At 67.2% G+C, this 2,717-nt stretch carries 1 protein-coding gene; it reads left to right on the top strand.

Features of this window, described 5'->3' with window-relative positions:
* Window positions 1–111: 111 nt before the first annotated feature.
* Window positions 112–2,717, top strand: a 2,606-nt coding sequence (locus OXG30_08555) for a hypothetical protein (protein MCY4134949.1), incomplete at its 3' end; no start/stop codon positions are given.

The raw sequence follows: 2,717 nt of genomic DNA, 5'->3' as shown, positions 1-2,717 counted from the left end.
CAGAAGGCGTTGTATGACGGGTCTCGGGTGGATGTGTTGTTGGATAGGGATATTTTGCCTGATGTTGGTTATGTTCCGTTGAATGCTGCTCGCGGGTATGGGTTGTTGCGGGTGGTTGAGCCGGGTGGGGTGGTGGGTGCTCGTGATGTGGTGGTTTTGGGGGTGTTGCCGAATGATTTGCCGCGGGTGGCGGGGATTATTACGACGGTGCCGCAGACGCCGTTGTCGCATGTGAATTTGCGGGCGGTGCAGAATGGGGTGCCGAACGCGTTTGTGCGCGATGCGCTCGATGACGTGGCGGTCACCGGTTTGGTGGGTTCTCATGTGTATTACGAGGTGGGCAGGGAGGGTTATGTGCTGCGGGCTGCGTCTAAGGCGGAGGTGGATGCCCATCATGCGGCGTCGCGGCCGGCCAGGGGGCAGACGCCGGTGCGGGATTTGTCGGTGAGGGAGATCGCGGCGTTGGGCGGTGTGGGTTTTGATGATTGGGATGCGTTCGGGGTGAAGGCGGCGAACGTGGCGGAGTTGGGCGCGATGAGCGCGTTGGGCGAGGGGGTTGTGCCTGGTGGTTTCGCGGTGCCGTTTTATTTCTATGACGAGTTCATGGGCGGGGCGGTGTTGGCGGAGGAGACGGTTTTGGGCAAGAAGAAGGATCCGGATGCGAAGAAGGTGGTGCTTTCGGCGGGGACGACGCTTCGGGCGGCGGTGTCGGCGATGCTGGCGAACTCGCACTTCAAAACCGATTTCGCGGTGCAGGAGGAGATGCTCGGCGATTTGCGCAAGGCGATGAAGAGGGCGGCTGCGCCGGGGTGGATGATTGCTGCGTTGGAGGCGATGCACGCCTCGTTTCCCGAGGGCGCGTCGCTGCGCTACCGGTCGTCGACGAACAATGAGGATCTGCCGGGTTTCAACGGGGCGGGTTTGTACGACTCCAAGACCCAGGACCCCGAGGAGACGGTCTCTGAGGGTATTGACAAGTCGATCAAGGCGGTGTGGGCGAGTTTGTGGAACTTCCGGGCGTTTTTGGAGCGCGACCACCACCGGGTGGACCATCTGGCCACCGCGATGGGTGTTCTGGTGCATCCGAACTACTCGGGCGAGTTGGCCAACGGGGTGGCGGTGAGCTTCGACCCGGTCACCGGCCTCGACGGCATGTATTACGTGAACACCCAGTTGGGCGAGGATTTGGTGACCAACCCGAACGCGAGCTCGCTGCCCGAGCAGGTCCTGTTGGACTCGGCGGGCAAGGCCACCGTTTTGGCCCGCTCCAACCTCGCCGAGCCCAACAAGCTGTTCATGACCGCCGCGCAGATGGTGGAGCTGCGCGACAGCCTCGAGGCGATCCACGACCGCTTCAAAGCGCTGTATCGGCCCGCGGCCGGCGAGAAGTTCGCCATGGAGATCGAGTTCAAGATCACCGCAGACAACAAGCTCGCGATCAAGCAGGCCCGCCCGTGGGTGTTCAACGACCCGCTGGACCCGGTGTGCGTCACCGACGACACCGCCCTTTTGGCCGAGGCGGAGGCCAAAGCGGCCGACCCCTGGGGCGGGACCCGCCCCGACCTCGCCGAGATGTTCTCCCGCTCCTATCGCACCATGCTGGGCGAGGACGCCTACACCACCGCCCACATCAAAGCCCGCCCCGACAAACAAGACCCCAACTGGCAGGGCCCAGGCCCCAATGCGCTGTGGCAGAAGATCTACGCCGAGCTCGACCGCCTCCAAACCTGCCGCGCCCGAGGCGGCCCGCCCCCGTCGGACCCCGAGATCGCAATCACCGCCGGCACAGACACCACCGAGGGCAGCCCGGCCACGTTCACCATCACCGCCAACCCCGCCCCCACCGCGCCGCTGGCCGTCACCATCACCATCGCCCAGACCGGCGACTGGGGAGCGTCCACGGGCGCCAAGACCGTCACCGTCCCCACCGGCGGCACCGCCCAGTTCAGCGTCGCCACCGAAGACGACGGCGCCGACGAGGCCGACGGCTCGGTCACCGCCACCCTCAAAACAGGCACCGGCTACACCGTCTCGGGCGCCCGGGGATCGGCCACCGTCGCGGTGGCCGACGACGACGTCCCCGAGATCAGCGTGACCGCCGGCACAGACATCACCGAGGGCAGCAGCGCGTCGTTCACCATCACCGCCGACCCGGCCCCGGCGGCACCGCTGGCGGTGTCGGTGGCCGTCACCCAGCAGGGCGATTACGCGGCGGCGGGCACGACAGGCGCCAAGACCGTGACCGTCCCCGCCGGCGGCACCGCTGTCCACACCGTGGCGACAGTGGACGACGGCGCGGACGAGGCCGACGGGTCGGTCACGGTCACTGTCGGCGCGGGCGCTGGTTACACGGTGTCGTCCACTCAGGGCTCCGTGTCGGTGGCGGTGGCCGACGACGACGCCCCGGCCCAGACGCCGCCGGTGAAGGTGTGCAAGACCGCCGACGCGGCGCTTTTGGCCCGGGTGGCGGCCAAGACCGCCGACCCGTGGAACGGCGCCCGCCCCGACCTGGTGGACACGTTCACCCGCTCGTATGACACCATGCTGGGCGAAGACGCCTACACCGTCGCCCTGCTCAAGGCAAGGCCCGACCGCCAGGAGGCGAACTGGCAGGGCCCCGGCCCCAATGCCCTGTGGCAGAGCATCTACGCCGAGCTCGACCGCCTCCAAGCCTGCCGAGCAGCGCCACCGACACTAGACCCGCCACCCCCGCCCCC

This window comes from bacterium, from assembly GCA_026708015.1.
GTDB lineage: Bacteria > Actinomycetota > Acidimicrobiia > Acidimicrobiales > Bin134 > Poriferisocius.
This window is presented reverse-complemented; position numbering and strand designations above follow the sequence as displayed.